General features: G+C 66.1%; 22 protein-coding genes and 1 pseudogene. 14 read left to right on the plus strand and 9 right to left on the minus strand.

From position 1 onward, the window contains the following. Positions 1-569, minus strand: a pseudogene (locus ACH107_RS04300) (serine protease); the annotation flags it as partial. A gap of 406 nt (positions 570-975) precedes the next feature. Here ACH107_RS04300 and ACH107_RS04305 point away from each other — a divergent pair. Continuing rightward, the gene (locus ACH107_RS04305; protein WP_412504784.1) at positions 976-2,220 is read left to right on the plus strand and encodes a peptidoglycan-binding domain-containing protein; all 1,245 of its coding nucleotides are present in this window, start codon (positions 976-978) and stop codon (positions 2,218-2,220) included. 58 nt (positions 2,221-2,278) lie between these two features. Continuing rightward, positions 2,279-2,653: a diacylglycerol kinase gene (locus tag ACH107_RS04310; protein ID WP_412504785.1), complete on the plus strand. Its 375-nt coding sequence runs from the start codon at positions 2,279-2,281 to the stop codon at positions 2,651-2,653. Positions 2,654-2,676: 23 nt separating this feature from the next. Here ACH107_RS04310 and ACH107_RS04315 read toward each other — a convergent pair whose 3' ends face one another. The 4 genes from ACH107_RS04315 to ACH107_RS04330 are packed head-to-tail and all read right to left on the minus strand — an operon-like array spanning position 2,677 to position 6,520. Next, positions 2,677-2,922 carry a MoaD/ThiS family protein gene (locus ACH107_RS04315; protein WP_412504786.1) on the minus strand — a complete coding sequence of 82 codons (246 nt, stop codon included), beginning with the start codon at positions 2,920-2,922 and terminating at the stop codon, positions 2,677-2,679. A gap of 3 nt (positions 2,923-2,925) precedes the next feature. Then, a complete protein-coding gene (locus tag ACH107_RS04320) occupies positions 2,926-5,181 on the minus strand; it encodes a xanthine dehydrogenase family protein molybdopterin-binding subunit (RefSeq protein ID WP_412504787.1) in 2,256 nt (751 codons plus the stop codon). After that, complete coding sequence (locus ACH107_RS04325) at positions 5,181-5,660, minus strand: (2Fe-2S)-binding protein (RefSeq protein ID WP_412504788.1); 480 nt, start codon at positions 5,658-5,660, stop codon at positions 5,181-5,183. The genes ACH107_RS04320 and ACH107_RS04325 overlap by 1 nt, the downstream gene beginning before the upstream one ends. Beyond that, entirely contained in the window at positions 5,657-6,520 is an 864-nt protein-coding gene (locus ACH107_RS04330) for an FAD binding domain-containing protein (RefSeq protein ID WP_412504789.1), read from the minus strand. The genes ACH107_RS04325 and ACH107_RS04330 overlap by 4 nt, the downstream gene beginning before the upstream one ends. 292 nt (positions 6,521-6,812) lie before the next feature. On the opposite strand from ACH107_RS04330, the gene ACH107_RS04335 reads away from it, so the two are divergent. The 4 genes from ACH107_RS04335 to ACH107_RS04350 are packed head-to-tail and all read left to right on the plus strand — an operon-like array spanning position 6,813 to position 10,774. Next, positions 6,813-7,457 carry a paraquat-inducible protein A gene (locus ACH107_RS04335; protein WP_412504790.1) on the plus strand — a complete coding sequence of 215 codons (645 nt, stop codon included), beginning with the start codon at positions 6,813-6,815 and terminating at the stop codon, positions 7,455-7,457. Beyond that, on the plus strand, positions 7,436-8,110 hold the full coding sequence (locus tag ACH107_RS04340; protein WP_412504791.1) for a paraquat-inducible protein A: 675 nt from the start codon (positions 7,436-7,438) through the stop codon (positions 8,108-8,110). Before ACH107_RS04335 ends, ACH107_RS04340 begins: the two co-directional genes overlap by 22 nt. Next, positions 8,107-10,203: an intermembrane transport protein PqiB gene (locus ACH107_RS04345; RefSeq protein WP_412504792.1), complete on the plus strand. Its 2,097-nt coding sequence runs from the start codon at positions 8,107-8,109 to the stop codon at positions 10,201-10,203. The genes ACH107_RS04340 and ACH107_RS04345 overlap by 4 nt, the downstream gene beginning before the upstream one ends. 4 nt (positions 10,204-10,207) lie before the next feature. Next, positions 10,208-10,774: a membrane integrity-associated transporter subunit PqiC gene (locus ACH107_RS04350; RefSeq protein ID WP_412504793.1), complete on the plus strand. Its 567-nt coding sequence runs from the start codon at positions 10,208-10,210 to the stop codon at positions 10,772-10,774. 18 nt (positions 10,775-10,792) lie between these two features. Here ACH107_RS04350 and ACH107_RS04355 read toward each other — a convergent pair whose 3' ends face one another. Then, positions 10,793-12,079, minus strand: coding sequence for a hypothetical protein (locus ACH107_RS04355; RefSeq protein ID WP_412504794.1), 1,287 nt, complete (start codon positions 12,077-12,079; stop codon positions 10,793-10,795). Positions 12,080-12,206: 127 nt separating this feature from the next. Beyond that, positions 12,207-14,762 carry an aminopeptidase N gene (gene pepN, locus ACH107_RS04360; RefSeq protein ID WP_412504795.1) on the minus strand — a complete coding sequence of 852 codons (2,556 nt, stop codon included), beginning with the start codon at positions 14,760-14,762 and terminating at the stop codon, positions 12,207-12,209. A 340-nt stretch (positions 14,763-15,102) separates the two neighbouring features. Between pepN and ACH107_RS04365 the strand changes: the two genes are divergently transcribed. The 4 genes from ACH107_RS04365 (at position 15,103) to ACH107_RS04380 (ending at position 18,325) form a co-directional block, all read left to right on the plus strand. Next, positions 15,103-16,602, plus strand: coding sequence for an FAD-binding domain-containing protein (locus ACH107_RS04365; protein ID WP_412504796.1), 1,500 nt, complete (start codon positions 15,103-15,105; stop codon positions 16,600-16,602). Then, a complete protein-coding gene (locus tag ACH107_RS04370; RefSeq protein WP_412504797.1) occupies positions 16,602-16,757 on the plus strand; it encodes a DUF2256 domain-containing protein in 156 nt (51 codons plus the stop codon). The genes ACH107_RS04365 and ACH107_RS04370 overlap by 1 nt, the downstream gene beginning before the upstream one ends. 98 nt (positions 16,758-16,855) lie before the next feature. After that, entirely contained in the window at positions 16,856-17,635 is a 780-nt protein-coding gene (locus tag ACH107_RS04375; protein WP_412504798.1) for a gamma-glutamyl-gamma-aminobutyrate hydrolase family protein, read from the plus strand. A 141-nt stretch (positions 17,636-17,776) separates the two neighbouring features. Continuing rightward, complete coding sequence (locus ACH107_RS04380) at positions 17,777-18,325, plus strand: flavodoxin domain-containing protein (RefSeq protein WP_412504799.1); 549 nt, start codon at positions 17,777-17,779, stop codon at positions 18,323-18,325. Here the strand turns inward: ACH107_RS04380 and ACH107_RS04385 are convergent. Both ACH107_RS04385 and ACH107_RS04390 read right to left on the minus strand, forming a co-directional pair. Further along, the gene (locus ACH107_RS04385; RefSeq protein ID WP_412504800.1) at positions 18,302-19,018 is read right to left on the minus strand and encodes a Hint domain-containing protein; all 717 of its coding nucleotides are present in this window, start codon (positions 19,016-19,018) and stop codon (positions 18,302-18,304) included. The genes ACH107_RS04380 and ACH107_RS04385 overlap by 24 nt on opposite strands. Before the next feature lie 421 nt (positions 19,019-19,439). Continuing rightward, positions 19,440-21,527 carry a Hint domain-containing protein gene (locus ACH107_RS04390; RefSeq protein ID WP_412504801.1) on the minus strand — a complete coding sequence of 696 codons (2,088 nt, stop codon included), beginning with the start codon at positions 21,525-21,527 and terminating at the stop codon, positions 19,440-19,442. Positions 21,528-21,794: 267 nt separating this feature from the next. Between ACH107_RS04390 and ACH107_RS04395 the strand changes: the two genes are divergently transcribed. The 4 genes from ACH107_RS04395 to ACH107_RS04410 all read left to right on the plus strand — a co-directional run bounded on the left by ACH107_RS04395 (position 21,795) and on the right by ACH107_RS04410 (position 26,930). After that, positions 21,795-22,247 carry a methyltransferase family protein gene (locus ACH107_RS04395; RefSeq protein WP_412504802.1) on the plus strand — a complete coding sequence of 151 codons (453 nt, stop codon included), beginning with the start codon at positions 21,795-21,797 and terminating at the stop codon, positions 22,245-22,247. Positions 22,248-22,387: 140 nt separating this feature from the next. After that, positions 22,388-23,962 (plus strand): Re/Si-specific NAD(P)(+) transhydrogenase subunit alpha, encoded by a 1,575-nt coding sequence (locus tag ACH107_RS04400; RefSeq protein WP_412504803.1) that lies wholly within the window; start codon positions 22,388-22,390, stop codon positions 23,960-23,962. 13 nt (positions 23,963-23,975) lie between these two features. Next, positions 23,976-25,460, plus strand: coding sequence for an NAD(P)(+) transhydrogenase (Re/Si-specific) subunit beta (locus tag ACH107_RS04405; protein ID WP_412504804.1), 1,485 nt, complete (start codon positions 23,976-23,978; stop codon positions 25,458-25,460). Between the two features lie 189 nt (positions 25,461-25,649). Continuing rightward, positions 25,650-26,930: a DUF3422 family protein gene (locus ACH107_RS04410; protein ID WP_412504805.1), complete on the plus strand. Its 1,281-nt coding sequence runs from the start codon at positions 25,650-25,652 to the stop codon at positions 26,928-26,930. The last annotated feature ends 6 nt before the right edge of the window (positions 26,931-26,936 follow it).

Below are 26,936 nucleotides of genomic sequence, written 5' to 3' on the forward strand. Positions count from 1 at the left end.
GTGACGGGCGCGGCAGCGCCCGTCCCGGATGTATCCGCGGTCTTCGCGCGTTCGGCCTCGGTCAGGGGCGGGGCCGCTGCAAGCGGTAGGAAGCGGCCCAGCGTGGCGTCGTACTGCGCGTGGCGGGCTGCGGCGGACATGTCGCCGCCCTCGGGCAGAAGGCCCCAGTTGATCAGGATCGGCTCGCCCCCCACCGACCAGATATCCCCGCTGCCTGTCAGGTGCAGGGCGGCGGCGATCAGGGGGCCTGCCTCGGGATCCCCGAGCAGGTCGGCCACTGGCGCCAGTTGCGCGCTCAGCCGCGCGTCGAACTCGGCGCGGGCCGTGTCGTCGAGACGCGCCGCGGGCAGGCCGGTACCGGGGTGATCGCAATACCACGACACGGTGGACGCCGCCTGATCATTCCCGCGGCTGATGAGCGGTTCGGCAAAGAGGCGTGCCGTGGCCGGGCCGATCCGCCCGGTCAGGAATTTTTGCAGGTCGTCATGGTGTTCAAGGGCAGGGCCGTCGTCAAGACGGATGCAACGGGAAAGGTCGATGCGCGACTTCGTCAGGAAATGATCGGCCATGTACGCCCCCGTCTTATCGGCACCAGAACCGGAGTTGTGCCTTTTCCCGAAGAGTGCCGTGCCGCCGGGCTTTTGGCCAGACCCGGCATGAAATGGCCGGAAACAAAAATTTACCTTGCGCGGCATTGTTGCACAGCCGCACGTGGATTGAGGGCGCCAGATAACGGCAGAAATCGCGAAGCGTCAACTACGCAACAATGCTACGTGAAAGAGGATGACTGATCACAAAACGAAAACAGACACCGATGCCGCCAGCGCGAATCGTATTGGGTCGCACACGAAAACGACTATTCCGATTTAAACGAATCAGGTTTAATCGGAATGCGGATTGCAGGATCGTTTCTAGGGGGTGTGGCACATGAAAGTCAGACAAGGCGTAATTCCGGCCCTTTGCGTGTCGTTGGCCATGACACCCGGGCCAGCGGCGGCCAGCGATGCTGCAAAGGTCATCGGCGGTGCGATCCTCGGGATCATGGCCGGACAGGCCGTGCAAGGCGCACAAAAGCGCCGCGAGCAGCAGCGTTCCCGGAGCTCTCAACGCGCGTACAGCCCCCAAAGACAACGCATCCGCGAGGTGCAGCAGGCACTCAACGAGTTCGGATTTTCCGCCGGTGGCGCTGACGGCATCATGGGGCCGAAAACGCGTGCGGCCATCAGCAATTACCAAGCCTACATGGGCTATCCCACCACCGGGCACCTGAACGATCGCGAGCGTTCGGTGCTGGTCGAGGGCAAGAACCGCTATGACGCCGGAGGCGCGCAGGCATATCCCGAAGTGGTCGCCAACGAGGGGACCAAGGGGTTGCTGAAGGCATTCAATGACCCGAACTATGTCAACAGGTATCGCGGAGGCGATACGACCGGCCAGGCCCAGACCGCATCGGTCAGCACCAGCGGACAGGGAGGTGGCATCGGCACGGGCAACGGTGGGGTTCTTCCCAAACTGGATTTGTCACGGGGAAAGGCGCCGTCATCCATGGCCACACATTGCGAGGTCGTGGCCGGCCTGACGCAGGTCAACGGCGGCGTCATCCTCGCCTCCGACGTGAGCGACCCCGACCAGGCGCTCGGTGAACAATTCTGCGAGGCGCGCGCCTACGCGATCACGCAGGGGCAATCGTTGTTGGCCAATGCGCGCGCCACCGAGGATCAGATCACGAACCTTTGCGATCAGATCTCGGACAACATGGCGCCGGCGGTTGCGGCCATGGGCACGCAGGATGTGAAGGTCATCAGCGCGCAGGCAAAGCAGATCGCGAACCGTATCTACAATCAGGACATGGCAGCCGCAGAAGGATACGGGCGAATCTGTCTCGGAACCGGGTATCGGCAGGACGATGCCGGCATGGCGCTGGGCGGCGCGCTGTCCATGGTGGCCGCGGGGGCGATGCCGTACGCGGAGGTCATGGGCCACCACCTGCGCTGGGGGTTCGGTGCGGATCGTGCGGCGGGACCGTCGGAAAACTGGTACAAGGCCGGGCTGACCGCGATGGAGCACGGCGCGGAGCCCGTGTTCCTGCCGAGCAAGACGGCGGAGCGTAATGCCATCATCAAGGCTGCGCTGGATGCCGGTACGGGCACGCTGGCGGCCGAGGCGGATGGCGGCGGTGGCGGCGGATTGTCCCTGCCCGAGCTCAACCTTGGCGACTGAAAACGACGCGATCCCCGGGCCATGTGCCCAGTTGCCGCTCGCTTGGGCAGACTGAGCCGTGCCACGGAAAAAGCTGAAGGGCCTGCCGCGACTGAGAGCGGCATTTGCCAATTCCGCACGCGGCCTGCGCGATATCTGGCGCGGTGAGGAAGCATTCCGGCTGGAAGCGGTTGTATTTGTGCTGTCTGTCCCGCTGGGGATATGGCTGGCGGAAACCGCCTTGGGCGCCGCCTGCCTGATATTTTCCGTATGGCTCGTGCTCGTGGTCGAAGTGATCAACTCCGCGATCGAGGCGGTTGTCGACCGGTTTGGAGAGGAACATCACGACCTGTCGCGTATCGCCAAGGATCTCGGCTCTCTCGCGGTTCTGATGGCGATGGTCGTCCCTGCCGTGGTGTGGTGTGTTGCCCTTTACGACAGGGTGGCGGGATAACCCGCCAACGGGCGTGGTTCGCGTCAGCCGCCCTTCAGCCGGGCCAGCAGCACCACCTCGCTGTCCGGCGAGATGCGCTGGAACCAGCTGTCATTGTAGATGCGCCCGTCGATGGCGACGGACACGCCGCGGTCCAACTGGGGTTTCATGGCCGGGTAGTCCCGCGCCAGACCGTCCAGCAATTCCCGCAGCGTGCCCGCCTCGATCTCGACCTCGGTCCGGTCACCGGCAGCTGCCGCGAGCGAGCCCCAGATCTTGACCTGAACCATCCCCTAGCCCGTCTTCGACTTGAGCGCCGCGAGCAGTTCCGGCGGCGACATAGGCAGGCTCGTCATGCGCACGCCGGCGGCTTCCGAGACCGCGTTGGCGATGGCCGCGAGGGGGGGCACGATGGATGTCTCGCCCACGCCGCGCACGCCGTAGGGGTGGCCCGGGTTGGGAATCTCGAGGATCACCGTGTCGATCATCGGCAGGTCCGAGGCCACGGGCACGCGGTAGTCGAGGAAGCCGGGGTTCTGCAGCACCCCGTCATCGCCGTAGATGTATTCCTCGTTCAGGGCCCAGCCGATGCCCTGCACCGCGCCGCCCTGGAACTGGCCCTCGACATAGGAGGGATGCACAGCCTTGCCCGCGTCCTGGAAGACGGTGTAACGCAGCACCTTCACCGCGCCCGTGTCGGGGTCCACCTCGGTATCGACCATGTGCGTCGCGAACGATACGCCAGCCCCTTCGGCGTTGACCTCGTGATGGCCCGCGATCGGCCCGCCGGTATTGGGCGATATCGCGGCGATCTCGGCCAGGGTCATCGGGTCGTGCCTGCCCGCGTTCGGTCCGGCGGGCCGCGCGGCGCCGTCCTCCCAGATAACGGCTTCCTCGTCGATGCCCCAGACCTGTGCCGCGCGCTTGCACATCTCGCGCTTGGCGGCGCGGGCGGCCTCGATCGTGGCGAGCCCCACGGCGAAAGTCACGCGCGAGCCGTCGGTCACGTCGTTGACACCCAGCGACCCCGTGTCGGCGATCACCGTGCGCACCCGGTCATGGGGAATGCCCAGTTCCTCGGCCGCCATCATCGACATGGACCCGCGCGAGCCGCCGATATCCGGGTTGCCCTCGGTCACGGTCACGGTGCCGTCGAAGGTGATGTTGAGCGACACGCAGGTGTTGCCGCCGAAGTTGAACCAGAAGCCGCAGGCAACGCCGCGCCCCTGGTTTGCGCCCAGCGGGGCCGACCAGTGGGGATGGTCCTTGGCGGTGCGCAGCGTCGCCTCGAGCCCGATGGCCGGGTAGGTGGGCCCGTAGGAGGCGCGCGTGCCTTCGCGCGCGGCATTCTTGAGCCTCACCTCGAGGGGATCGAGCCCGAACCCCCTGGCCAGCTCGTCGATCGCGCTTTCCACCGCGAACGCCGCCATCGGCGCACCCGGCGCGCGATACGCCGCCGCCTTGGGTCGGTTGGTCACCACGTCCCAGCCGACCGTCTTGACGTTGTCGAGGTCATAGGGCGCGAAGGCCGACATGGAGCCCATGTCGACGGGCGCGCCGGGATAGGCACCGCCCTGATAGCGCAGCTCGGCGAAGCCGGCCGTGATGCGGCCGTCCCGTGTCATGCCCAGCCGGATGTCGATGGAGCTCGACGCGGTGGGGCCCGTTGCCCGCAGCACCTCGGACCGGCTCATGACCATCTTAACGGGGCGGGCCGCCTTTTTCGCCAGCAGCAGCGCCACGGGCTCAAGGAAAACGGTCGTCTTGCCGCCGAAGCCGCCGCCGATTTCGGAGGCTGTCACGCGAAGCTGGCCCTGCTTCAGCCCGAGGATGGCGGCGCATGTATCGCGCACCATGTACTGGCCCTGCGTGCAGCACCAAAGGTCGGCCTGCCCGTCCTGTCCCAACTGCGCAAGGCAGGCATGGGGTTCGATATAGCCCTGGTGCGTGGCCTCGGTCCGGTAGGTGCGTTCCAGCACCTTGTCGGCCTGGGCGAGCCCCGCGTCGATATCGCCATGGCCGAATTCGTACCGGGCCATGATGTTGGGCGACACGCCGGAGGGCACGGATTCGTTCGCGCGGCCGGTATGCAGCGCCGGGGCGCCGTCCTCGATGGCCGCGTCTATGTCCGTGACGTGGGGCAGCGGTTCGTACTCGACCCTGATCGCCTTGAGCGCCTTGCGCGCGACATGACCCGACGAGGCCGCGATCGCAGCCACCGCGTGCCCGTCATACAGCGCCTTGGCGCCGGCCATGCAGTTGTCGCGGATGTCGTCATTGGCCTCGTCAAGTTCGATGTCAGGGAAATCGGCGCGGGTGAGGACGGCATGCACCCCGTCCATCGCCTCGGCCACGGAGGTGTCGATCGACTTGATGCGTGCGTGGGGGTGCGGGCTGCGCAGGACGAGCCCCGTGAGCATGCCAGGCGCCGACATGTCCGCGCCGAACCGGGCGCGGCCCGTCACCTTGTCTATGCCGTCGGGGCGGTCGGGCCGGGTGCCCACCACCTTGAAATCCATCCTGGTGTCGGTCTTGCTGTCCAGTGCCATTACGATGCCTCCCGCATTTCGGTGGCCGCGTCGAGGACGGCGCGAATGATCTTGTCATAGCCCGTGCACCGGCAGAGGTTGCCGGCCAGCCAGTAGCGTGCCTCTTCCTCGGTCGGGTCGGGGTTGTGCGCCAGCAGTGACTTGGCCGCCACGAGGATGCCCGGCGTGCAGATGCCGCATTGCAGCGCGGCATGCTCGATGAACTTGCGTTGCAGTGGATGCAGGGTTTCACCCTCGGCCATGCCCTCGATCGTGTCGACCCGCGCGCCCTCGGCCTCGGCGCCGAGCACGAGACAGGCGCAGACCAGCCGGCCATCGACGGTGACGGAACAGGCCCCGCAATCGCCGGTGCCGCAGCCTTCCTTGGAGCCGGTCATGCCCAGCCGGTCGCGCAGCACGTCAAGAAGCGTCTCATCGGGTTCGCAAAGGAACTCGGTCGGGTCGCCGTTGACGTTCGTGGTGACGTGAATCTGGCTCATGTCGCACCTCCTGCGCGATTCCTGGCGATTTTCGCGGCCCGCTTGGCCAGTACTCCGGCGACGTGGACCCTGAATTCCTCGGTGCCGCGCTTGTCGGCAATGGGGGTGGCCGCCGTGGAACAGGCAGCCGCCAACGCGTCAAGCGCAGCGTCATCGGCCCGCGTGCCGACAAGGGTCTTCGCGGCGTCCTCGACAAGGATCACCGTCGGCGCCACCGCGCCGAGCGCAACGCGCGCCGCGATGCAGGTGCCGTCGGCGTCGAGCGTAAGCGACACGCCGCAGCCGACCACGGCGATGTCCATCTCGGTGCGCGGGATGAAGCGCAGGTAGGCATCGCCCGACCTTTCTGCCTTGGACGGAAGGAAGATCGAGGTGATGAATTCGCCGCGTTTCAGCGATGTCTTGCCCGGTCCGGTCGGGATGTCCTGAACGGGCAGGTCGCGCTGGCCATCGGGGCCGGCCACGCGCGCCACGCCGTCGGCGGCGACCATCGCGGGCACGCTGTCAGCGGCCGGGGAGGCGTTGCAAAGGTTGCCGGCAAGGGTGCAGCGGCCCTGGATCTGCGTGGAGCCGATCAGGTTGACGGCCTCGACCACGCCGGGCCAGTCCGCCACGAGCGCGTCATTCTCGCCCATCTCGGCACCGGATACGGCCGCGCCTATCCGCCAGCCGCCGTCTTCGCGTGTGATGCGCCGCAACTCGTCGATGCGCTTGATGTCAAGGATGCTGTCAGGCTCCGACATGCCGGAGCGCATACGCACCAGCAGGTCGGTTCCACCAGCCAGCACCCGGCACTCGCCCGCCTCGGCGGCGAGCAGGCGGACGGCGTCATCGACTGTCTTGGGTGAATGGTATTGCATGAGTGGCTTCCAGGTTACCGGGTTCGAGATTTGATCAAACGCATCCAACAGGAAAACGTGCCGGTCGTCAAATGGCCTTGCGCATGGTGCGGCGAAATGCAGGTGACGACTCGGGCATGGATGCGAGGTTATTGTATTAGGATGGTAGCATCGCGGCGCCGGGGCGCAAGCGGCAGATCGCCGGACCCCATCGCGGTGCGGCAGGCGGCGGGACATGACGCCGTCCTTGTGGCAGAGGGGAAATGGATGAAAGCGGACATGATATGCCGAGGCTGATATGCGCCACGATAAGATGACCAGTAGCGCCGGCGCGCACACCGCGCAGCCGGTTGCCGACCGGCTCGAGCGGTTGATCGCCTGTCCGGTCTGCGACGTGGTCTACACGGTGCCAACGGTCGAGTCGCAGGACCGCGCGGTCTGCGCGCGATGCCACACGGTGCTGATCGCGCCGCGGCGCAAGGCCGGCAAGCGGCTGATCGCGCTGGCGCTGACGGTACTGATCCTGATCGTGGCGGCGACGGTGTTCCCGTTCCTCGCCATCGACGCGCGGGGCCTGCATCGTGATGCCTCTGTCCTTCAGACAGCGTTTGCCTTCTCCGGCGCGATGTCGGTCTTGTCCGTCGCGGTGCTTTTCTTCATCGTCGTGATCCCGGCCACGCGGCTGGCGCTGCTGATCTACGTGTTGGCGCCCTTGATCCGTGACAGGCCGCCGGCACGGTGGGCGCAGCAGGCGTTCCGGTTGTCCGAGGCGCTGATACCTTGGTCCATGGCCGAGATCTTTGCACTTGGCTGCGCCGTCGCGCTGGTCAAGCTGAGCGATCTGGCCGATGTGGTGTTCGGGCCCGCGGCGTGGCTCTTCGCGGCGTTGGTGGTGATCGTGGTCGTCACGGATCGGCTGATGTGCAGGTACTCGATATGGAAATCACTGGAGAACTGAAAACGGCGCGGGAGATGGGGCTGGTCGGCTGCACGCGCTGTACCCGCGTCAGCCCGGCGGGCACAGCCCGTTGCCCGCGTTGCGGCAGCGTGCTGAGATCGCGCGATCCGATGACGCTGCAGAAGGTCTGGGCATGGTGGCTTGTCGGGCTCGGGTGCTACGCGCCGGCCAATCTGTACCCGATGCTGGAGACACGGACTCTGACCGGGACCCAGAGCGATACCATCATTGGCGGTGCCGTCGATCTGGCCCAGCACGGAAACTGGGGCGTGGCCATCATCATATTGATCGCCAGTGTCCTGATCCCGGTGGGGAAATTCGTGGCGCTTGCCGGTCTTGCCATCGGGGTGCGCCGCGGGCCGCAGCTTTCGGACAAGAGGCGCCACCTGCTGTACGAAGTGGTCGACTATATCGGCCGCTGGTCGATGATCGACGTGTTCGTCGTTGCGATTCTGTCGTCGCTGGTGCAACTTCAGGCGCTGGCGTCGATCACGCCGGGCCGGGCCAGCCTGTTCTTTGCGCTGTCGGTGATATTCACCATGCTGTCGGCACAGGCTTTCGACAGTCGATTGATCTGGGATACCGGCCGCCGCGAAGACATGCCGGGCAGGGCCGGGCGGGCCGATCATAGGCGAAGGGAGCCGACTGCGTGAGCGATGACGACACCATGCCGCCCGAGGCGCCCGTCGAGCCTGCCCGCCGGGGCCTTCTCGATCGCATTTCCATCGTGTGGATCGTACCCGCGGTGGCGTTGGCCGTGGTGCTGGCGATCGCCGCGCAAACCTATCTGGACCGCGGACCGCTGGTCGAGATCAGTTTCGAGAACGCGTCGGGGGTGAAACCGGGCACGACGGAATTGCGTTATCGCGATGTCACCGTCGGCCTTGTCGAGGAGGTGTATTTCACCGACGGTCTGGACCGTGTTCTGGTGTCCGTCCGGCTTGAACAGGAGGTGGCGCCGTATGTCGATGCCGATGCGGAATTCTGGGTGGTGCGCCCGCAGGTGACCACGCAAGGGGTGCGCGGGCTGAACACGGTGCTGTCCGGCGTCTACATCGAAGGGGTCTGGGACAACGAGGCCGGTGGGGCCGTCGAACGCTTCGAGGGGCTTCCGGATGCGCCGTTGAACCGGGCAGGGCAGGACGGGCTGCGCCTGACCCTGCGCGCCTCGGGCAAGGCCACGGTCACAGAGAACGCGCCGATCCTGTACCGCGGCATTACCGTGGGGCGTGTCGGCAAGCCGACGATTTCAGCGGACGGCAGCACGGCCGAGGCCGAGGCGCTGATATTTGCCCCGCATGACCGGTTGATCAATGACGCCACCCGGTTCTGGGATGCGTCGGGCTTCTCCTTCTCGCTGGGGGCGGGGGGGGCCGCGCTGGATTTCTCCTCGGTGGCGGCACTCGTATCGGGCGGGATCGCGTTTGATACCATGGTATCGGGCGGCGGCCCGGCGCAGGCAGGTGACAATTTCACCATATTCGCCGACGAGGCGGCCGCGCGCGCCAGCATCTTTGCGGGGGATGACGGTGAAACCGTCACGCTGACGGCCGTTTTCGAGGACAATGTCGCCGGGCTGAGCGTCGATTCGCCGGTGGAACTGAACGGGATCGCCATCGGCCGGGTCAGCGCGCTGAGCGGTATCATGGACCCGGAGAGCTTCGGCGACAGCCGGGTCCGGCTGGCCGCCACGTTGGCGATCCGTCCCCGCCGGCTGGGGCTGGACGGCGAGACGGGCACGCAGGCGGCGCTCGACTTCCTGCGCGGGCGCATTGCCGAAGGGCTGCGCGCGCGCCTTGCCACCGACTCGATCCTGACCGGCGGGCTCAAGGTGGAGCTGGTGGACGTGGGGAATGGGGAAGCGCCCGCCACGATGCCGGGCGACGGGCCCGGCGACCTGACCGTGCCGACCACGCAAAGCGACATCGCGGACGTGTCGGCAACCGCCGAAGGGGTGTTCGAACGCATCAACGCGCTTCCGGTCGAAGACGTGATGGCGCGGGCGATCACGTTGATGGAAAACGCCAATCGGTTGATCACGGACGCGGACACGCGGGCGGTGCCCGGATCGCTGAACGGGTTGCTTGCCGACGCGCGGGGCGTGATCGGCGCGCCCGAGGTGCAGGCCCTGCCGGCGCGGCTGGACGCGGTGGTGGGAGAATTCGAGGCGCTTGGCGCCCGGTTCTCCCGGGCGCAGCTCGTGATGCGGCTTGAGGACGTGCTTGACGAGGCCGCGCAGGCGGCGCGCGGGGTCAATACCGCCGTGGCCGGTGTCCCTGACCTCGTCGAGCGGCTCGACGCGGTGGCGGCCAAGGCCGAGGCCGTCGAGATCGAGGCGGCGGCCGAAGAGCTTTCTTCCTTGCTCGACGCCGCACGAACCCTGCTGTCCGGAGAGGACACCCGGGCCCTGCCCGGCAGGCTGAACAGCGCCTTGACGGAACTGGCCGCCATCCTGTCGCAGCTGCGCGAGGGCAACGTCGTCGAGAACGCGCGCACGACGCTGGAATCGGCCAGCGACGCCGCAGACACCTTTGCCGCGGCCGGCAGCGACCTGCCCGGGCTCATCGCCGAGGCAGAGAACGTTCTGGCGCAGGCGCGACGCACGCTCGAAGGCTACGAGGCCGGCGGCGGGCTTGCCCGTGATACGCGTGCGGCACTTGCCGAGGTTCAGCGCGCCGCCAAGGCCGTCGCCTCGCTCGCCCGCGCGATCGAACGCAACCCCAGCTCACTTCTGAGAGGACGCTGAGACGATGACCCGACCCTTTCTCGTGCCAATGATAGTCGCTGCCGCGGTCCTGTCCGCCTGTGCCGCAACGCCAGAGAAACGGCTGGCGGTGCCGCAAGCTCCGTTCGCGAAAAAGCAGGCGGTGCCGCACGACACCATCGCCGTCCGCGAGGTTTCGCTGCCGGGTTACGCCGCGTCGGAAGACGTCTACACGACCGACGCGGCGGGCCTGCTCACCCGGCGGCACGGCCTTTTGTGGGCCGATGACCCGACACGGGCCGTCACGCTGGAGCTGACGCGCCACCTGTCACGGATAACCGGCGCCCGTGTCGCCGCGGAGCCTTGGCCGTTCGACGGTTTCCCCGAGGCGCAGGTCGAAGTCCGGATCGAGGAAATGCTGGCGGGCGGGGATGGTACGCTGCGCCTGTCCGGGCAGTATTTCATCGCCGCCGGGGAAGGGCATGAGCGCGCGCGGCTTTTCGAGCTGGGCGTTCCGGTCGACGACGACGGCAATCCGGCGAGCTTGGCCGCGGCACGCGGTCAGGCGTTGCGCGATCTTGCCGTCATGGTCGTCGAAAACGGTTTGCGCTGAGAGGGCCGGCGGCGCAAGTCAGAGCGCCGGCAGCCTGTACATGCCCGAAGCCGAGAAGGCGATTGCGCTGCCATCCTCGATCTCGGCGGCGAAGCGTTCTGCAATGGCGCGCAGCGCTGCCTTACGGCCCTTGTCGACGAGGGCGCGCCGCGACGGCAGCGGCATGGCGGCTCCCGGGGTCAGAAGGGCCTGTGACCAGATCAGCGGGTGCAGTTCCTGAAGATGCGCGCTCAGAAGCCAGTCGAGGCAGCCGTGCAGCTTGGCGCGCGCCGCCTCGGCCGACCCGGACAGGGCGCCGTCGCCCTGTTGCCGGGTCATGGCGATGGCGCAGAAGGCGGTGAAAAGGTTGACGATGTGCTGGTTGCGCTTGCGGTCGAGAATGTCGGCCATCCCCTCGATGAAGAACGCGTCGTCGAGCAGCGTCAAGACGTCGGGATCGAGCGAAAGCGCATCAAGGTAGACCCATGTATACCCCCCTGCGCCCCAGATTTCGCCGGTTCGTGCCGCGGTGCGGCGTGCCTGCAGTTCGATGGCGCCGACATCGCCATCGGCCGTTGACAGGAGATGCACGCCCAATGCGCGCATGTGGCGCGGGCAGTCCGGATCGAGATCAATCAGCGTTTCGTATGCGTCCGCCAGACGGGGCCGGGCGTCCGGGTCGAGCGCCGTCAACAGGCATCGCGCCGCCGCGAGCGAAGGGGCATCGAGATCCGCGGCGTCATGCGGGGCCAGCAGGTCGCGCGCGCGGCCGAGGTGAGCGCGGAACCGCAACCGGTGTTCGCCGGTGCCGTCGGGACCTGCGATCTGGTGCCATGCCCACGCGATATCGAGATGTGCCAGCGCAACAACCAGCGTACAGGCGTATTCGTCCGGCATGTCTGTGAGCATGTCCTCCAGCGCCTCGATCCCCGCCGGGTCGGGGACCATGCCGTCATGCAGCGAATCCTCGGCCGCTGCGACCACGTCGCTGCGCGCGCCGAACGCCAGCAGGGCACTGGCCGCTTCCCCGCCGGGTGTTGTCAGGCGCGCGTCGTCTGCATAACGGATGCGTTGTGCAAGATCGTCCCACCGCTCCTGCCGGGCAAGTTTCTGCCCGCTGTCCTGATGCGTGGCGCGGGCCATTTCCTCGTCTGTCACGGGCAGGGTCGGCAGGATGATCCGCTTTGCAAGGGTGTCGAGGTCGGCACGGCTTCTGCGGCCCGGCCGCTTCAGGGCGGCGAGACGGGCGGCAGGCGCAAGGCGCCGGCCAAGAGGTCCGGAAAGGATTTTTTTCAGGTAGCGGTCCGGTCGGATATTGGCGGGCATGAATTCTCCGGCACTCTTGTGTCTATGCGACCGTGCCGGGCCAATCCGGCCAAAACTTGGCGAAGCTGCGAAGAAGCCGGGGAATCAGCACAAGCCCGGCAGACGCCACCGGCCGGGCGCCGTGCTGTCACGTGCCGCGAATGCGGCTGACCATCTCTGTAGTGTCGCGGCTGAGGCCGGGCGTGGCGAGGATGCGATCAAGCTGACGTGCGATCAGCGCCCGGCGATGATCGTCGTAGCGTTTCCACGTCTCGAAGGCCGCGCACATCCGGGCCGTTGTCTGCGGATTGAGCGGATCGAGACGGATCAACCAGTCGGTCAGCAGTTCGTAGCCTTTGCCCGAAACATGGTGGAACCCGGCGGGAGACATGGCCAGCGCCCCCAGCACGGCGCGGAAGCGGTTGGGGTTCTTCAGGTTGAAATCGGGGTGATCCGTCAGGCGGCGTGCCGTGTCGGCGGCGTTTTCGGGCAGGGCGTTCACGATTTGCATCATGAACCACTTGTCGATCACCAGCCGGTCCTGACGCCACTGGTCGTAGAAGGCGCGCGTCGCCGCGTCACCCTTGCCGGCCTTGAGCAGGCAGCTGAACGCGGCGAGCTGCTGGGTCATGTTGCCGGCGGTGTCGTATTGCGTTTGCGCCTGCGCGCCGCCGTCGAGGCGCGTGATGAGGCCGAGCGCCGCGTTGGCCAGCGCCCGCGCACCTGACTGCGCGGCATCGGGGCGATAGGGCGCCGTGACCTGGTACTGGGCATACAGCCCCGGCGCGAGGTCCCGCAGCGCCTGCGCCTTGGCCAGACGCAACGTGTCAAGCGCTTCCCAGATGGCCTGCGGATCGGGCGTGTGACCCTTTTCGTGCAGCGTCTGTGCCAGATCGTCCTCGCCGGGAAGACCGAGGGCGAGCGCCCGGAAAGCCGGGTCGAGGCTGTCGTCACGGGCCATGTCCCGTACCGCGTCGAGATAGGCGTCGTCGGGTGCCGCGCCGTCCGTGATCATCGCGACAAGCCCTGATCGCGCGAGGGCGCGGCCGGCTTCCCACTTGTTGAAGGGGTCTGTGTCATGCGCCAGCAGGAAAGCGCGTTCCGCGTTCGTCGTGTCGCGGTCGACGATGACCGGCGCCGAGAAATCTCGCAGGATCGACGGCACCGGGCGCGCGTTCAGACCCTCGAAGGTGAAACTCTGCCGCGTCCCGGTCATTTCGCAGATAACGGTCTCGCGCACTTCGTCGCCATCGGGGCCCAGCAGCCCGACCGCCACCGGGATCACCTGCGGTTCTTTCACGTCCTGACCGGGTGTCGGTGGCGTTTGCTGTTCGAAATGAAGCGTGTAGGTGCCGTTGTCGTAGGTGTCGCTGACGTGTAGCCGCGGCGTGCCCGCCTGCGTGTACCAGCGCTTGAACTGCGTCAGGTCACGACCGGTCACATCCTCGAACACCTTGAGCCAATCCTCGATCGTGGCGGCGTCGCCGTCGTGGCGGTCGAAATAGAGGTCGAGCGCGCGGGCATAAGCCGTGTCCCCCACGAGCCGCTTGAGCATGCCGATCATCTCGGCCCCCTTTTCGTAGACCGTGGCGGTGTAGAAGTTGTTGATCTCGACGAAGCTCTCGGGCCGCACCGGATGGGCCAGCGGCCCGTTGTCCTCGCGGAACTGACGGGCGCGCAGGGTGATCACGTCGGTGATGCGCTTGACGGCCGCGCTGCGCTGATCCGCGGTGAACTGCGCGTCGCGGAAAACCGTCAGCCCCTCCTTCAGGCAGAGCTGGAACCAGTCGCGGCAGGTGACGCGGTTACCTGTCCAGTTGTGGAAATACTCATGCGCGATGATCGCCTCGATCCGCTCGAAATTCGCGTCGGTCGCGGTTTCGGGGCTGGCCAGCACGGCGGCGGAGTTGAAGATGTTCAGTCCCTTGTTCTCCATCGCGCCCATGTTGAAATCGTCAACGGCCACGATGTTGAAAACATCTAGGTCGTATTCGCGGCCGTAGACGTCCTCGTCCCATTTCATCGACTTGATCAGCGAGTCCATCGCGAAGGCGGTTTTGCCCTCGTCCCCCGGCCTGACCCAGACGTTGAGTTCCACATCGCGGCCGGAACGGGTGGTGAAACGCCCCGTATGGGTGCGCAGGTCGCCGGCGACCAGTGCGAAGAGGTAGGCCGGCTTGGGCCATGGATCGTGCCATTCGGCAAAGCCGGCCCCGGCCGCGCCGCGATTGCCGTTCGACAGCAGGACAGGCGCATCCCCTTCGATCCGCACCGAGAAGGGCGCCATCACGTCGGGCCGGTCGGGGTAGTAGGTGATCTTGCGGAAGCCCTCGGCCTCGCACTGCGTGCAATACATGCCGTTCGACATGTAAAGCCCTTCCAGCGCGGTATTGGCGGCGGGATTGATCTCGACTTCGGCTTCCCACGTGAAAGGCGCGTCCGGCACGCGGCAGCGCAGCCCGCCCTCGACCAACTCGACCGGGGCGTCGGCGCCGTCGATCCGGGCCCGGATCAGGTTGAGGTTCTCGCCGTGCAAAAAGAACTCACGGTCTTGTGACCCGGGGTTGGGTCGGAACTCCAACTTACTAATCACGCGCGTTTTTTCGGGGTGTAAACGGAAAGTCACGTGAACCGCGTCGACAAGGTAGTTTGGTGGTGAATAATCTGCGAGATAGATCGGGTCGGAAGCGGCGTCATTCGTCACGGCGATCTCCGTCAGCTGTTCGGGTTCGACCGGACGTTAGGGCGACGCGGGGCCGGCCGCAACGGCAGGTGGCCCCGAGAGGCGAAAAACCGGAAGGAAACAAATGATATCGGCGCCTGACACGAAGGTGGGAAAGCAGAAATCACGCCACAAGCCCGCGCTTTGAGGAATTGGCGCGGTCGTGGTTTTTGCGGGGACACTCTTTGCCGGTCTCATGCGCTGGCTGGCCCATGCCGGTAATGAGCCGCGTGATGCCGACGTGAAATCGACCGCCGCACAGGAGAAAAAGTGCAGCCCGACTGACTATTGAAACGCCTTGGACGGAGCGAGGACACTTGTCATGGCCGACGTATCGATTTGCTGGTTCAAACGCGACCTGAGGGTCACGGACCATCCCGCTCTCGCACTGGCGGCAGAACTCGGGGCGGTGATACCGCTTTACATCGTCGAGCCCGAACTCTGGCGGCAACCGGACATGTCCGGGCGCCAGTACGATTTTCTGACCGAGACGCTCGCGGGTCTTCGCCAAGACCTCGCGCAACTGGGGCTGAGCCTTGTTCTGCGCGTGGGTGATGCTGTCGACGTGCTGGAGGAGCTTCGCGGGCGCACCGGTGCGGGCTGGCTTGTCAGCCACGAGGAGACCGGAAATAGCTGGACTTTCGCGCGCGACCGTGCTGTCGCATCCTGGGCACGCGGGCAGGGCGTAACATGGGAGGAACTGCCACAGTGCGGCGTCGTACGACGTCTGCCCGGCCGTGACGGATGGCAGCGATCACGTGACCGTTTCATGGCGACCGACATGTGCGCCCCGCCACGGAACGCCCGGCCCGGCCCGGTGGTTGACAGCGATCCGATGCCACCGGCACGTGACCTCGGGCTTTCGGATCAATGCCCGTATCGCCAGAAGGGCGGCCGTGACCGGGCCGAAAGGGCGATAGATGGGTTCCTGCGGACCCGCGGGCGGACGTATCGGCGGGCCATGTCCTCGCCATTGACCGGCGCCCGGGCCTGTTCGCGGGTGAGCCCGCACCTTGCATTCGGCACCCTGTCGGTGCGGGAGGCCGTGCAGATTGCCAAGGGGCGGCAAGCCGAGGTGAAGGGGCGCCGGGATGGCTGGTCCGGTTCCCTGCGGTCCTTTCAATCCCGGCTCGCCTGGCGTGATCATTTCATGCAGAAGCTCGAGGACGAGCCAAAGATCGAGCATCGCTGCCTTCATCCCGATTACGAGGGGCTGCGCCCCGCGCAACCGGACCGCGCGCGACTCGAGGCTTGGGCGAACGGCGAGACAGGCCTGCCTTTCGTGGATGCCTGCATGCGCAGCTTGCACGCCACCGGATGGCTGAACTTCAGGATGCGCAGCATGGTCATGGCGGTTGCCAGCTACCACCTCTGGATCGACTGGCGCGAGACGGGGCCGGTTCTGGCGCGCCTCTTCACCGATTACGAGCCGGGCATTCACTGGTCGCAGGTGCAGATGCAGTCCGGGACGACCGGGATCAATTCCATCCGTATTTACAACCCCGTGAAGCAGGGTCTCGATCAGGATCCGGACGGCTTGTTCACGCGCCGGTGGATACCCGAATTGTCGGCCGTGCCGGACGAGTTCCTGCAAATGCCGTGGCGATGGCAAGAGGCCGGACGCGTTCTCGGCCACGTGTATCCCCACCCCGTCGTCGCGCCGGAGGACGCTGCGCGCGCGGCGCGACAGGCCGTCTGGGCCGTCCGGGGGAGGCCGGGCTTCCGCGACCGTGCCCTTGGCATCGCCGCCCAACACGGCAGCCGCAAACGGTCGCGCCCGGGCATTCCGGCGCCGGATCGCCAGATGCGGTTCGATTTCTGATGGCGCGGATGCGGCGAAAATCCGATCTGCCCACCAAGATCTGCGCCGCGTGCGGACGCCCCTTCACGTGGCGGCGGAAATGGGCGCGGGACTGGGACAGCGTGCGGTACTGCAGCAAACGCTGCCGCGGGGCCGGCGCGGCGTCGGGGAAATAGCCCTGCAGCGGTGCGCGGCGGGCTGTGCGCCTATTGAGGTTTCAATATGTGATGCGCATGTATAACATCAGTATCGTGACAACCGGTGCAGGACAGGCATGAAACGCCCGATCATAGGAATCATTGGGAATTATCACGAGATCGATGGCCGTTATCCGGTCCATGCGGGTGGCACGATGAACTCCGAGGCCATTGCCGGCGTGGCCGGATGCATGCCGCTCATCGTACCGAGCGATCCGCGTTTTGTCAGCGTTGCCGACCTGATGGACCGGTGCGACGGGTTCATGCTGACAGGTGGGCGGCCGAACGTTCATCCCGAGGAATACGGCGAGACCCCGACGGAAGCGCACGGCGCGTTCGACCGGGCCCGCGACGCCATCACCCTGCCGCTGGTCCGCGCCTGCGTCGAGCAGGGGCAGCCGGTTCTGGGCATTTGCCGCGGCTTCCAGGAGGTGAATGTCGCCATGGGCGGCACGCTTCACCCCGAGATACGCGAATTGCCGGGCCGCGAGAACCACCGGATGCCACCGGACGCGACGCTGGCCGAACAATTCGCCCCGCGCCACAAGGTGCATTTCACCGAAAACGGCGTGTTTCACCGCTTGATCGGGGCGACCGAGGTGATGACCAATACGCTGCATGGACAGGGTGTCGTCAAACCCGGACAGGATGTCGTGATCGACGGCCATGCCGACGATGGCACCCCCGAGGCGATCTATATCAAGGGCGCCAAGGGATTCGCGTTTTCCGTCCAGTGGCATCCTGAATGGAACGCGGCCAATGATCCGGTCAGCCGACCGCTCTTCACCGCTTTCGGAGATGCGGCGCGGGCGTGGGCGGCCGGGCAGCAGGCGCGACCGGCGTTGAAATCCGCCTGACGGAACGACCCCGAGAACGCGGTCCCTCGAGCGGGATGCCGAAAGCCGCCGCGGTCCGCGGTCCTTACATACCTTGATTGATCCCGAGCAATGCGAGAGCCGGGATTCCGCGGCAAGGCGTGGCCACGGGAGGACCGCGTGATGAAGATTGCGATCACTTATGCCACGACCGAAGGACAGACCCGGCGCATATGCCGGTTCTGTGCGGACAAGCTGGTCGATGACGGTCACGCGGTCGAGTTGCTTGCCGCTGCGGATGGTGATGACCTCAACCTCGGGCGGTTTGATGCCGCGATCCTCGCGGCATCGGTTCACGTTGGGGCCTATCAGGCCGGAATGCGCGCCTTCGTGGAATACCATGCCGCTGCGCTGGCAGGGCGCCGCACGCTTTTCCTGTCGGTTTCGCTGGCGGCGGCCGGGGATGACCCGGACGAGCTGGCCGAGCTGGACGCGATCGCCGACCGTTTCTTTCGCGATACGGGCTGGCGGCCGGACAGGGTAGCGCAGGTCGCCGGCGCCTTTCGCTTCACGCAGTACGATTTCTTCCGCTCATGGGCGATGCGATGGATCGCGTCGCGCAAGGGCGAAGAGGTCGATCCGCACGCGGACAAGGAATATACCGACTGGGACGCGCTGCATGCCGTGCTGCACGATTGGTCGGCAGGGTCAGACGGTGAGGCTCCGGGCTGATTCCCGTGCCAGAAGCGCGGCCTCGCGTTTCTTCAGGCAGGTTCGGGCGGTTTCCAGATGACGCCCCGCCGCGATGCGCAGCTCGGGGAAAACGGCAAAGAGTTCCTCCCGCGCGGCCGCGTCGATGGCCGTGATGGCCGCGTCCCCGGCGTGGAAACTTTCGGCGGCGATGCCGTCTGCATAGATGATCTCGTGCCGGTCGAACATGATGTGGACGTAGGTCACCGTTGCCCGCGGCACGATCCGCACATCGTTGTCATTGACGAGATGCTTGGCCGCAACCAGCACCTCGGACTCGCCGAAAAGCAATTCGGCCGTGTACCCGGTGAACAGGATACGATGCTGCGGGGATATCAGCAGGCCGCCGCACGTGTCGCCGCCGGCCATGTCCGGCGCGATGCGGACCGGTGCGAAGCGCCCCGTCCCCGGGAGGTCGCGCCGGCCGATCCAGCGGATCGGCCTCAGGCCGTGATCGCGTGTCACCACCATGTCGCCCACCGCCAGTGTTTCGATGGGGCGATCGCCGAATTGCGTCAGGAGGCGGGTGCCGGGGGTGAAGCAGATGATGTTGTCGATTTCCGCGCCGCCCCCCGCCGTCGCAGACGCCATCCCGAAATGGCCCGACAGATCGCCCGCGTAAGCGTCGGAAGCGGCAAAAGTGATGTCGTCGTACGAGGGCGCCCAGGTCAGCATCCGCGTTGGCCCCGTTTTGGCAAAAGAGATGTTGATGCTGCCGCCGCCGGTTTCAGCCCGGGCCGGCCGGTCACCCGTCGCGTGGCTGTCCTGACCGGGGTCGGCAGGCGGGTGTGGGTGGCGTTGTCGAACCTGCTGTCGCCGGTATCGCTGGGGTGATCCGCCCTCTGGCCGCCCAGGCACATGCGACGGCGCGTGCTTTGTCCGAAAATGGGTCTCATGCCTCGACCTTGCCTTCGTACGGGTGCCCGGCGTCCCGGTTTCCGCACGCGATTCTGCCTCGTCGGAGGGCGCCGTGCTGACTACGCGGCGCAGCGGCACCTTAGCCGGCAACCTCTTATGAAATGCTAACGGCGCAGTTGGGCGGAATTCCGGGTCGGGTGTGACGATAGGATGGTCCGCCGACGGCGCAGCGCCGCAATCACGCCGCGTTCATGCATCTGGCCTCGGCGGTTGCGAGCAGTCGTGCCTCGTGCTGCTTGAGGCAGGGGCGTGCCGCCTCGGCGCCCGCGCCCGTGCGCAATTCGGGAAAGATGCTGAATATCTCTTCGCGGGCGGCATCGCAAACGGCCGAAAGGCCCATTTCCGCGGCTTGAAAGCTCTCCGTTGCGGCGTTTTCCGCGTAGATGATCTCGTGCCGGTCGAACATCAGGTGAAAGTAGGTGACCTGATCGCACGGGGCCTTGATCACCGCGTTGCCGTCAACGAGGTGCGTGGCGGCGACCAGCACCTCGGGGTCGCCGAAAAGCAATTGTGCCTTGTAGCCGGCGAAGAGAAACCGGTGCTGAGGGGAAACGCGCAAGGGCCGCGTCGCGCCGTCCAGGACACCCGGTTGAACAAGGATCGGCGCGAACCGGGCGTGACCGGCGACCGTCCGACGCCCGATCCAGCGGACCGGCCGGGCCCCGTGATCCCGCGTGATGACGAGATCACCCTTGCACAGCGTCTCCACCGGCCGCTCGCCGCGCGGCGTGAGGATCCGCGCGCCCGCGGTGAAACAGATGATGTTCTCGATTTCCGAGAAAGTGACCGCGGTGCCGTCGGCCATCGCGAAATTGCCCGACAGCCCGCCCGCCATATCGTCCGTGTTGGTGAAGGTCAGGTCCGCGAAGGTCACTTCGGGGGTCAGTTGTAGGGTGTCGCCGCCGGTCTCGCCCGTCTCGCCGCCCGTCAGGCTGATTGTGCCGGTGCCGTCTTCGCCGAGGTCCTCTAGCACGAACAGGTCATCGCCGGCGCCGCCGTCAGCCGTGTCGCCCTCGGCGATGCGCATCACGTCATCGCCCGTGCCGCCAACCAGCGTGTCCGCGCCCACGCCGCCGTCGAGGGTATCCGCGCCGGCCGCCCCCAGTATCCGGTCGGCGCCGGTCCCGCCGTCAAGGCTGTCGGCCCCGTCTTCAGGCAGGACGGTTTCGAACCGGATATCCGTGACGTTGATCGCCTGCGTGTTGCCGAGCCCGTTCTCGTACGCGATTTCGATTCTCTGAACCGGGCCGTCCATCTCGACCAGGACCGACCCTGCAAGATCATCCGTGGCCGTGGCGGTGTTATCCGAGCTGACCGTGTTTCCCGAAACCGTCTGTCCGCCGCCGGTATCGAGGGTGACAGCCACCGGCGCCCCATCGGCGTCGTAGGCGTCGATCGTCACGATATCGCGGTGATTTCCGTCCCCCCAGTCGAGGTCGTTGATGCGGAAAGCGACATTCTGAACCTCGTCGTCCATGACGCTGCCCGAGGTCGCCGCGAAGTCGATGGTGGTGGTCGAGGAGGCGCCGGCGCCCTGAGCAAACAGATCGAGGCTGGAATCGGTAGCGAAGGACTCTCCGGTGGCGGTGTACATCGGGTCCGTCGTCTCGACGCGGAAAGTGGGGGAGTTGTCGCCGTCATCGGTGAAGCCGACGGTGACATCCATCTCGCCCGTGTTGAGCGTGAAGCCGCCCGAAAGGTCGGTTCCGTCGGTGTCGAGCGCGCTCCAGTTCAGCGTTTCGACGACCGGCGCGGCCCCGTTGCTGCCGCCGTGGATGACATCCGCGCCATCGCCCCCCGTGACGGTATCCTGTCCGCCTCCGGCGATGATGGTGTCGGCGCCGGCGGCCCCTTTGACCGTGTCGTCGCCCTCGCCGCTGCTGATCGTGTCGTCCGTGGCGCCGGCGCGGTCTCCGTCGGTGTCGGGTTGGCTGGGGTCGATCCTGTCGCTGCCGGTCGTGCCCCCGACCACGCCGTCGTTCGACGTGAACCCGCCCGCCGGGGCGGATTCCACCTTGGCGGCCGTTATCGTGTCCACGGCGCCGAAATCAGGGACGAAATAGACGTTGCCGTCCGTGGCGTGGTAAAATTGGCCGGGTTCTGATACGTCGTTGAAGGTCTGACCGTTCCACGTGCCGGACCAGACCCAGTCGCCCGCACCGAGGTCCTGCTGGATCAGGAAACCGGTGAGGGGGCCGGCGATCGAATCGGTGGAATCAAGCGAATTGTCAGACAGTTGGACGAGATACCCCTGGGGCATGCTCATTACTCCTTGCGGGCAGACACAGGTGACCTGCCGCAGTCACGCTGTGCGATCCGGCGGGGCGGAACATTATTTTTCCGACCCATTCGATAAAAATCGTCCGAGGCAAAACTGCGATGCGAATCGGGTTTATTCGTGGTCAACCGAGGCGGGCCAAGCGCGACGAAAAGACGTCTGTTGCGGCGCCGCCATTGCCGTAGAGATGGTGACGTTGGATATTCAAAAACGGGCGGCGCCGCGCCGGGCGGCCCCGGAGCGGAGGAAGACGGAATGCTGAAATGGATCGACCTGCCACCTGTTTGGCTGGCGGGGGCCATCGCGCTGGCATGGTGGCAGTCGACGTATTCCACGCTCGGGCTGGGGTTCGGCGGCGCGTGGTCGGACCTTGCCGGCGGGGTGCTTGTGGGCGGCGGTGTGCTGTTGATGCTGCTGGCGGTGGCCGAGTTCCGCAAGCACAAGACGACCGTGGTGCCGCATCACACGCCCGAAAGGCTGATCCAGACCGGTATCTTCAGCCGGACGCGCAACCCGATCTATCTGGGCGATGCGCTGGTGCTGGCCGGGCTGATCCTGCGCTGGGACGCGGTGTTGTCGCTGCCGCTGATTCCGGTCTTCGTCTGGATCATCGAAAAGCGCTTCATCGAACCCGAGGAAGACCGGATGCGGCGCGCGTTCCGCATGGAGTTTGCGCGCTACTGCGAAAAGACAAGGCGGTGGATATGACCGAATGCGACATTCCTTGCATCGAAACCGGTGGAAAAATGTGGAATAAGCGGTGCTGATGGTATCTAAGGCCGGGTGATCGGCCCGCGGTGCCGCCCGAATAACACCAGAAACAGGACGAGATAACGGGGGAGACGAGATTGAAGATCGGAACACCTAAGGAAGTGATGGAGGGCGAGGCCCGGGTCGCGATGACCCCCGACTCGGCCCGGCAGCTTCAGAAACTGGGCTATGACTGCGCCATCGAGACCGGCGCGGGCAAGGCGGCGGGCTTTGCCGATGCCGCCTACGAGGAAGCCGGCGTCGAGGTCATCAAGACCGCCGCGCAATTGTACAAGGCCGCGGATATCGTGGCCAAGGTGCGCCCGCCGACGGAGACCGAGGCCAAGCGGCTGCGCAAGGACCAGCTGCTTGTTTCCTTCTTCTGGCCGGCCGAGAACGAGGACCAGATGCAGATGCTGGCCGAGAAGGGCACCAGCGTCATCGCGATGGACATGGTGCCGCGGATCAGCCGCGCTCAGAAAATGGACGCGCTCAGCTCGATGGCCAATATCGCGGGTTACCGCGCGGTGATCGAGGCCGGCAACAATTTCGGCCGGTTCTTCACCGGGCAGGTGACGGCGGCGGGCAAGGTGCCACCGGCGAAGGTGCTGGTGGTGGGGGCCGGCGTGGCCGGGCTGGCCGCGATCGGCACGTCCACCAGTCTTGGCGCGATCACCTATGCCTTCGACGTGCGCCCGGAAGTGGCCGAGCAGGTGGAATCGATGGGCGCCGAGTTCGTCTATCTCGATTTCGACGAGGAGCAGCAGGACGGCTCGGGCACCGGCGGCTATGCCGCGCCGTCCTCGCCGGAATTCCGCGAGGCGCAGCTGGCCAAGTTCCGCGAACTGGCACCGGAGGTCGATATCGTCATCACCACGGCGCTGATCCCGAACCGCGAGGCACCGGAACTCTGGACCGAGGACATGGTGAAATCCATGAAGCGCGGCAGCGTGATCGTGGATCTTGCGGCCGAGAAGGGCGGGAACTGCAAGCTGACGGTGATGGACGACAAGATCGTCACCGACAACGGCGTGACGATCATCGGCTACACCGATTTCCCGAGCCGGATGGCGACCCAGTCATCGAGCCTTTACGCCACCAACATCCGCCATCTGATGACGGACCTGACACCTGAAAAGGACGGACAGGTCGTACATGATATGGAGGATGACGTGATCCGCGGCTGCACCGTGGCCCATGCCGACGAGGTGACATTTCCACCGCCGCCGCCCAAGGTGCAGGCGATTGCCGCCGCGCCCAAGAAGGAGCCGGAAAAGGAACTCACCCCCGAGGAAAAACGCGCGCAGGAACTGGCCGCGTTCAAGGAGCAGACCAAGCGGCAGGTCACGCTGCTGGGCATTGGCGGGGCGTTGGTGCTGGCGGCGGGGCTCGTGGCGCCGGCCAGCTTCATGCAGCATTTCATCGTCTTCGTGCTGTCGGTCTTCGTGGGCTTTCAGGTGATCTGGGGCGTCAGCCACAGCCTTCATACGCCGCTGATGGCGGTGACGAACGCGATCTCGTCGATCATCATTCTGGGCGCGCTGATGCAGATCGGCTCAAGCTCGGTGCTGATCACGGTGCTGGCGGCGCTGGCCGTCTTCATGGCGGGAATCAACATTTTCGGCGGCTTCCTCGTCACGCGGCGGATGCTTGCCATGTTCCAGAAATCCTGAGACGGAGGCGACAATGGATTACGGATTTACCATTGCGGCCTACGTGGTCGCGGCTGTTCTTTTCATCCTGAGCCTCGGCGGCCTGAGCGGGCAGGAAAGCGCCAAGCGCGCGGTCTGGTACGGCATCGTGGGCATGGCGATCGCCGTGCTGGCGACATTGATCGGCCCCGGGGCCGGGCTGTGGTGGCTGTCGATCCTGCTGATCGCGGCCGGGTCGCTTGTCGGCTACCAGCTGGCCACGCGGGTGCAGATGACGCAGATGCCCGAACTGGTGGCGATCATGCACTCGCTCGTGGGGCTTGCCGCCGTCTTCGTGGGCTTCAACGCCGATATCGAGCTGGGCCGTGTCGCGGCGGCCTTCGGCGGGCAGGGCCTCGCCTTCCCGCGGCCCGAGGAGGTGACGCCCGAGGCGTCGGAATTCGCCAAGACGTTCTCGGGGTTCGCGGCCATCGTGGCCAAAAAGACCGGGGTCGAGGTCAGCATCCTGATGGTCGAGCTGGTGCTGGGCATCTGGATCGGCGCGGTGACCTTCACCGGCTCGGTCGTCGCCTACGGCAAGCTGGCCGGCAAGGTCGATTCGGCCGCCAAGAAACTGCCCGGCGGGCATGTCCTGAACGCGGGCGCTGTGGCGCTGTCGGTGATCTTCGCCGCGATGTACCTCGGCGGAGCGGGCAGCTGGACGCTGGTCCTGCTCACCATCCTCGCGCTTTTCATCGGCTATCACCTGATCATGGGAATCGGCGGCGCCGACATGCCGGTGGTGGTGTCGATGCTCAACAGCTACTCGGGCTGGGCGGCGGCGGCCATCGGCTTCAGCCTTGGCAATGACCTGCTGATCGTTGTCGGCGCGCTGGTTGGCTCCTCGGGGGCGATCCTGAGCTATATCATGTGCAAGGCGATGAACCGCTCGTTCATCAGCGTGATCCTCGGCGGGTTCGGCGGCGCGCAGGGCCCGGCGGCCGAGGTCGAGGGCGAGCAGGTCGCCATCGACCCCGACGGCGTGGCGCAGGCGCTCAACGAGGCCGACAGCATCATCATCGTGCCCGGCTACGGCATGGCGGTGGCGCAGGCGCAGCAGGCGGTCAGCGAACTGACCAACAAGCTGCGCGCCAAGGGCAAGGAAGTGCGGTTCGCCATACACCCCGTCGCCGGGCGTCTGCCGGGCCACATGAACGTGCTGCTGGCCGAGGCCAAGGTGCCCTACGACATCGTGCTCGAGATGGACGAGATCAACGACGATTTCCCGGACACCGACGTGGTGATCGTCATCGGCTCGAACGATATCGTGAACCCGGCCGCGCAGGACGACCCTAACAGCCCGATCGCCGGGATGCCGGTGCTAGAGGTCTGGAAGGCCAAGAACGTCTTCGTCTCCAAGCGCGGGCAGGGCGCGGGGTATTCGGGTATCGAGAACCCGCTGTTCTTCAAGGAGAACACCCGCATGTTCTACGGCGACGCCAAGGACAGCGTGAGCAAGTTGCTGACGCTTGTCGATTGACCCGTCCCGGCCAAATCAGTGTGAAAGGGCACCCGTTCGGGTGCCCTTTCCGTTTCAGACGCCGTGATGGCCGCCGCGCCGTGTTGCCCGAATGCAAGTATGCGCCGGGACACCTTGCGCACTGTTTCCTTCGCGGCATCGCGGCATAATCTGGCAACAAGACCCAACACCGCGTCGAAAGGCCCCCCAATGGCACGCATCGAAGACCATCCTCTGCGCTACAGTCTGGCCAATGAACTGCACGCGCGCCCCTTCCCGTCGCTGACTGTGCCGACCACGGCGGCCTTCCTCGCGATCAAGCGCGTGAACAGTGCCGCGGGCCGGGACCGGGACGCGGACATGGCGCATCTCGTGGCGTTGCTGGACCGCTACGGCGCGCCGCACCCGCAACCTGGGGCCACGCATTTCTTCGGCAAGATCGGCCGGCACATGCTGAAATGGGAAAGCCATACCGAGATGGTGACTTACACCGCCTTCGCGGACGGGCTGAGTGCGCGGCCCTTCGACCCGACCGATTTCGAGGTATTCCCCGACGACTGGCTGAGCGAGGCGCCGGGCGCACGCATCACCTCGGCGCTGATCCGGGTCGCGCCGTGGCGCGACAAGGAGACGGTGCGCAAGGAAATCGCCGAGTGGTTCGTTCCCGAAAGCGTGGCGGTGGCGCGCGTGTTGGACGATGCTGCCGTGATCGCCGGGGATTTCCGCATCGATCCGGCGGGGCACCAGCGTTTCGCGGTGACGGTGGCGCCGCAGACCGGGCAGCGCCGGGTGGGGCGCGTCGTGCAGCGGCTGTGCGAGATCGAGACCTACAAGTCTATGTCCATGCTGGGCTTTTCCCGCGTGAAGGAGATGAACCCGCGGATGGGCGAACTCGACGAGCGGCTGAGCCACCTGATCGGGACGATGCCCGACAGCGCCACGCGTGCCGAGGACACGCTGGACGACCTGCTGGAGGTATCGGCCGAACTGGAGGGCATGGTGGCGCAATCCTCGTTCCGGTTCGGGGCGACGAAAGCCTACGAGCAGATCGTCAGGCAGCGCATCTCGGTGCTGCGTGAGGAAAGGTTCGAGGGGCGTCAGACGTTCTCGGAATTCATGATGCGCCGGTATGAGCCGGCGATGCGGACCGTGCTATCGACCAAGGAGCGGCTGGACGCCATGGCCGATCGCGCGATGCGCGCGGGCGACCTGTTGCGCACGCGCGTGGATGTGGAGCGCAGCGCGCAGAACCAGAAGCTGCTGGAAAGCATGAACCGCCGGGCGGATCTGCAACTGCGCCTGCAGCGCACGGTCGAGGGGCTGAGCGTTGTCGCGATCAGTTACTACGCCGTGTCGCTGGCGGGCTACCTGCTCTACCCGCTGAGCGAGGCGTTCGGCGTGGGCAAGGGGATGGTCACGGCGGCGGTGACGCTGCCGGTGGTGCTGGCCGTCTGGCTTGTCATCCGTCATGTCCGCAAGAAAATGGAATAGCCGCGG

It is taken from the genome of Roseovarius halophilus (ex Wu et al. 2025), assembly GCF_047086965.1.

Excerpts from the sequence above, each read along its gene's own strand:
- ACH107_RS04315 (WP_412504786.1), bottom strand. The coding sequence starts at position 2,922 with ATGGTTCAGGTCAAGATCTGGGGCTCGCTCGCGGCAGCTGCCGGTGAC.
- ACH107_RS04395 (WP_412504802.1), top strand. The coding sequence starts at position 21,795 with ATGCTGAAATGGATCGACCTGCCACCTGTTTGGCTGGCGGGGGCCATC.
- ACH107_RS04405 (WP_412504804.1), top strand. The coding sequence starts at position 23,976 with ATGGATTACGGATTTACCATTGCGGCCTACGTGGTCGCGGCTGTTCTT.
- ACH107_RS04350 (WP_412504793.1), top strand. The coding sequence starts at position 10,208 with ATGACCCGACCCTTTCTCGTGCCAATGATAGTCGCTGCCGCGGTCCTG.
- ACH107_RS04355 (WP_412504794.1), bottom strand. The coding sequence starts at position 12,079 with ATGCCCGCCAATATCCGACCGGACCGCTACCTGAAAAAAATCCTTTCC.
- ACH107_RS04365 (WP_412504796.1), top strand. The coding sequence starts at position 15,103 with ATGGCCGACGTATCGATTTGCTGGTTCAAACGCGACCTGAGGGTCACG.
- ACH107_RS04305 (WP_412504784.1), top strand. The coding sequence starts at position 976 with ATGACACCCGGGCCAGCGGCGGCCAGCGATGCTGCAAAGGTCATCGGC.
- ACH107_RS04325 (WP_412504788.1), bottom strand. The coding sequence starts at position 5,660 with ATGAGCCAGATTCACGTCACCACGAACGTCAACGGCGACCCGACCGAG.
- ACH107_RS04375 (WP_412504798.1), top strand. The coding sequence starts at position 16,856 with ATGAAACGCCCGATCATAGGAATCATTGGGAATTATCACGAGATCGAT.
- ACH107_RS04390 (WP_412504801.1), bottom strand. The coding sequence starts at position 21,527 with ATGAGCATGCCCCAGGGGTATCTCGTCCAACTGTCTGACAATTCGCTT.
- ACH107_RS04385 (WP_412504800.1), bottom strand. The coding sequence starts at position 19,018 with ATGCTGACCTGGGCGCCCTCGTACGACGACATCACTTTTGCCGCTTCC.
- ACH107_RS04320 (WP_412504787.1), bottom strand. The coding sequence starts at position 5,181 with ATGGCACTGGACAGCAAGACCGACACCAGGATGGATTTCAAGGTGGTG.
- ACH107_RS04380 (WP_412504799.1), top strand. The coding sequence starts at position 17,777 with ATGAAGATTGCGATCACTTATGCCACGACCGAAGGACAGACCCGGCGC.
- ACH107_RS04330 (WP_412504789.1), bottom strand. The coding sequence starts at position 6,520 with ATGCAATACCATTCACCCAAGACAGTCGATGACGCCGTCCGCCTGCTC.
- ACH107_RS04410 (WP_412504805.1), top strand. The coding sequence starts at position 25,650 with ATGGCACGCATCGAAGACCATCCTCTGCGCTACAGTCTGGCCAATGAA.
- ACH107_RS04370 (WP_412504797.1), top strand. The coding sequence starts at position 16,602 with ATGGCGCGGATGCGGCGAAAATCCGATCTGCCCACCAAGATCTGCGCC.
- ACH107_RS04340 (WP_412504791.1), top strand. The coding sequence starts at position 7,436 with ATGGAAATCACTGGAGAACTGAAAACGGCGCGGGAGATGGGGCTGGTC.
- ACH107_RS04335 (WP_412504790.1), top strand. The coding sequence starts at position 6,813 with ATGACCAGTAGCGCCGGCGCGCACACCGCGCAGCCGGTTGCCGACCGG.